Below are 4,143 nucleotides of genomic sequence, written 5' to 3' on the forward strand. Positions count from 1 at the left end.
GTTCCAATAGAAAAACACCAAGAGAATACGATAAAGAGCTTTATAAAGAGAGAAATCTCATCGAAAGAATGTTCAATAAACTCAAGAATTTTCGTAGGGTTGCTACTCGTTATGATAAATTAGCTATTTCTTTCTTATCTTTTGTCCATATTGCTTCTATATATCTTTGGTTAAAATAAATGTCGACACTACCTAAAGATTGTAATAATTGTCAAATTTATTATAGTCTTTTAATCATATTAACTTTTGCCACTGGTTTTATCTGGCATCTTAACGCGAGAAACAGATGCATCTTGTAACACAGTTTCTACAGTCGTACGTGTACTTGTATCTGATAGCTGATTTTCACTGGCTTTTTCATGAATCTTTGTAGTACCAGCAATTAGTGTATAAATTATACCAGATGCTATAAAGACTACTCCAGCCCCTGGACCAACCACAGCACTTAATGTTGCTCCAAGTGCTAAATAGCTCATGCAAACAATATTGAAAGGGCAATGCATATTTGGATTATAATAAGTATTGACAACATTATCGTCATTAGGTTCAGATTGTTGATCTTGTACGATAGAACTTAGAGTTTCTTTCGCTTCAGATCCTCGTTCAAGTTGATAAAAAGTATAATGGGGATCTTCAATTTTATGAGTAAAATGTTTTAATTGTTCATAAATAGATAATTCGTCATTTTTATAAACTTTTCCGTTAAATTCAATTTTCAATACGCCTTTATTTAGTTCACAACTATGTGTTTCCTCTATAACATACTTATACTTTTCATTGTATTTTTCTGTTTCAATTATAAGTAAATTATTATTTTTAATTTGCTTTTTAAGCTTCTTTGCTTCTTTTTTACCGATATGAAGTTCTAACAAAAAATGTGAATCTTTTTTATACTGAAATGTTATTTCTGTTCCCATTTTACCGCCTCTTTAGTCGTTAATATATATCCTAGTATATACTTTAATATGCTAAAATTTTAATAATAGCAAGTCAAAGCAATAAAACCTTTACAATACTACAATCATAATGTTAACTAATTAGAGGATAATCTAATATCTACAATGAGCGATTACTTATCACAATTAAACCCAGAGCAGCAAGCAGCTGTAATGAACGTGGACGGGCCAATTTTAATACTTGCCGGAGCAGGAACGGGAAAAACCAGAACAATTACTTCAAGAATAGCACATATAATTAGTAATGGTTATTGTTCATCTGATCAAATACTGGCAGTGACCTTCACAAATAAAGCAGCCAATGAAATGGCATCGAGAGTACTGGAAATGACAGATGTCAATATACCATGGCTGGGAACTTTTCATGCAATTGCAGCAAAAATTTTACGTAAACATGCAGAAGTGGTAGGATTGAATCCTAATTTTACAATTATTGGTATAGACGATCAATTGCAAGTAATAAAAAACATTGTCAATGAGATGATCCCTAGTGGCCTGGCAGAAAAACATAACACCATTATGAATATTATTCAAAAATGGAAAGAGAAATGCCTGATGCCGTCTGAAGTGGAAGATGTGCAATCATTTAAGTCATTATATGTAACTGCACTGAAAGTATATCATCAGTATCAAGAAAGGTTACAGTTTCTCAACTCTGTTGATTTCGGTGATTTATTATTGTATAATATACAGCTTTTTAATCAGCGTGATGATATTTTGTCTTACTATCAGAATAAATTTAAATATATCATGGTAGACGAGTATCAAGATACAAACGCGATACAGTACCTTTGGCTTAAGTATCTAGCAAAAGAGCATTCAAATATCTGTTGCGTGGGGGATGATGACCAGTCGATATACAGTTGGCGTGGTGCGGAAGTTGAAAACATCTTGAAGTTTTCTGATGACTTCAAAGGTGCAAAAACCGTCAAATTAGAGTGCAATTATCGGTCGACATCGCATATACTTGCAACTGCATCGTGTGTTATCAACTACAATAAAACCAGGTTAGAAAAAAAGCTATGGACGGCCAACACTGAAGGTGAAAAAGTGAGTCTCATAAAGTTATGGGATGGAAAAGCTGAAGCGAGGTTTATCAGTGAACAGATATTAAAATTCACGCAATATAGGTTTTGTGATATCGCAGTGCTGGTAAGGGCTACTTTTCAAACTAGAGTTCTGGAGGAATATTTTATAAAATATTCGATTCCTTATAAGATAATAAGTGGAATGAAATTTTATGAGCGTCAAGAAGTTAGAGATATAATCGCGTATTTAAGGCTAGTAATCAACAATAATGACGACCTTGCCTTTGAACGCATTATAAATCGGCCAAAAAGAAGTATAGGCGCTACAACTCTTAAAAAAATATATACAGCCGCTCAGGATCACAGAGTTTCCTTTTTTGAGGCAGCAAAAATGTTGGTCGATAGTGATCAGATAACAGAAAGAATAAAATCCTCACTAAATGGTTTTTTAAGTAAAATTGAACTTTGGAAAGGAATGGTAACCACAAAAGAACTTTTTGAGTTTGTTGAAATGATAGCAGATCAATCAGGATATATTGAAATGCTGGAAGGAGAAGGCATAACAGGTGCAGCACGAATGGAGAATGTAAAAGAGCTTATCTCATCTTTAAAAAATTTCGACAATGCAACAACTTTCTTGGAGCACATAAGTTTGGTGATGGAAGTAGATAACATGAAGAATGACGACACTGTATACGTGATGACTCTCCATGCAGCTAAAGGATTAGAGTTTCCGTGCGTATTTCTACCAGGTTGGGAAGAAGGATTATTTCCGCATCAGAGGTCGTTTGAAGATAGAAGCGGTAAAGCTTTAGAAGAGGAGAGAAGACTTGCGTATGTGGGAATTACCAGAGCGAAAGAAAAATTAACCATTTCATGTGCAGATAGAAGAGAAATTAATAATCAATGGCAACCGATGCGTACTTCTCGATTCATAAAAGAATTACCAAGGGACAATGTTACAGTGGTTAAAAGTAACATTGCATATTGCTGAAATTAGGGGTTTCGGTAAATCTCTTGCACAACCTATTTCTGATAGCGATTTGTTGTTAAAATAAGATACTCAATTTCATCTCACTTTTACTGCTTTTGTAGAGATTTATTGACAAATGACTGAATTTATGATAAAATTAGACTATCACATAAAATAGAGTGTAACGTGTTTGAGATACATAAATCTTTTAAATTCATTAATACTTGTTTGATTTTATCTATAGCTGTCTTACTTACTGGTTGCTTTGAAACGATGTTTTCTAGTTATACGGTTTCCAGTTCCTTCTCCAGCTCTTTTTCTCGTTCTACTCAAACAATTCAAATGCGAGTAGTAGATAGTCATGGTTATTTGCTAAGAGGAGTAAAATGCGCTATACATCTTCCTGAATCTGGAGCAAGATATTCTTTCACATCTAATCCTGGACAAGTAAGAGTTCAACAGGGATCAGGGCCATTATTTGTTGAGTGTACAAAATGGGGTTATGAACAAGCAAGTGTGATGGTAGGCGAAGATTTTAATAATAGATGGGATTCTGATATGTATGTACCCACTGAAGCTTATACACAATATCCATCATACTATACAATCACTATGAGGGAGTCCTGGTGGTAGAGCTGGATCTTCATTTAAACCAGGTATGAATGCAAGTTTGCTGCTTACTTCTCGATTCATAAGAGAATTACCACTGTACAATGTTGCAGTGGTTAAGAGTAACATTGCATATTGTTGAAACTAAGGGTTTCAACAGACCTTTGCAAAACCTAATCTTAAGATAAGAAGGGAGTGTTAAATAAACTGTGTCAAACCACATTTTTAGCTCAACTCAAATTTCAATCTTCCAGGAAAGAAAATGTCAAGCTGAGATATCCCAATCATGCACAGGCATCGTCCATTTTTCCTCTGCCTTCTTTATAGCACAATATACCAACTTATACAAGGCATTTATGCTGGTAAATGAGCCCTTGGTCTTAGTGAATTTCCTAATTTGTCTATGCAGTCCTTCTATGGGATTTGTGGTATAAACCACCCTCCTAACTGGGTCAGAATACTTAAAATAACTGGATAAATTCTCCCAATTGTTCTGCCATGATTTTATAACCATTGGGTACTTTGCGCCCCATTTTTCCTCTAATTCTAAGAAGTAATTCTCAGCAATTTCCTTGCT

The 4,143-nt window shown here is 34.3% G+C and carries 4 protein-coding genes and 1 pseudogene; 3 read left to right on the forward strand and 2 right to left on the reverse strand.

Going from position 1 to position 4,143, the window contains the following annotated elements:
• Positions 1 to 179, forward strand: a 179-nt coding sequence (locus IC220_RS06310) for a transposase (RefSeq protein ID WP_188152690.1), incomplete at its 5' end; no start/stop codon positions are given.
• 60 nt (positions 180 to 239) lie between these two features.
• Here IC220_RS06310 and IC220_RS06315 read toward each other — a convergent pair.
• On the reverse strand, positions 240 to 917 hold the full coding sequence (locus IC220_RS06315) for a hypothetical protein (protein ID WP_188153632.1): 678 nt from the start codon (positions 915 to 917) through the stop codon (positions 240 to 242).
• Between the two features lie 144 nt (positions 918 to 1,061).
• On the opposite strand from IC220_RS06315, the gene IC220_RS06320 reads away from it, so the two are divergent.
• Both IC220_RS06320 and IC220_RS06325 read left to right on the forward strand, forming a co-directional pair.
• Complete coding sequence (locus IC220_RS06320; protein ID WP_188153633.1) at positions 1,062 to 2,978, forward strand: ATP-dependent helicase; 1,917 nt, start codon at positions 1,062 to 1,064, stop codon at positions 2,976 to 2,978.
• 321 nt (positions 2,979 to 3,299) lie between these two features.
• Positions 3,300 to 3,590: a hypothetical protein gene (locus IC220_RS06325; RefSeq protein WP_223158800.1), complete on the forward strand. Its 291-nt coding sequence runs from the start codon at positions 3,300 to 3,302 to the stop codon at positions 3,588 to 3,590.
• Positions 3,591 to 3,791: 201 nt separating this feature from the next.
• Here IC220_RS06325 and IC220_RS06330 read toward each other — a convergent pair.
• Positions 3,792 to 4,143: pseudogene (locus tag IC220_RS06330) on the reverse strand (transposase); the annotation flags it as partial.

Origin of the sequence: Wolbachia endosymbiont of Pentalonia nigronervosa, assembly GCF_014534705.1 — a bacterium.
Taxonomy (GTDB): Bacteria; Pseudomonadota; Alphaproteobacteria; order Rickettsiales; family Anaplasmataceae; genus Wolbachia.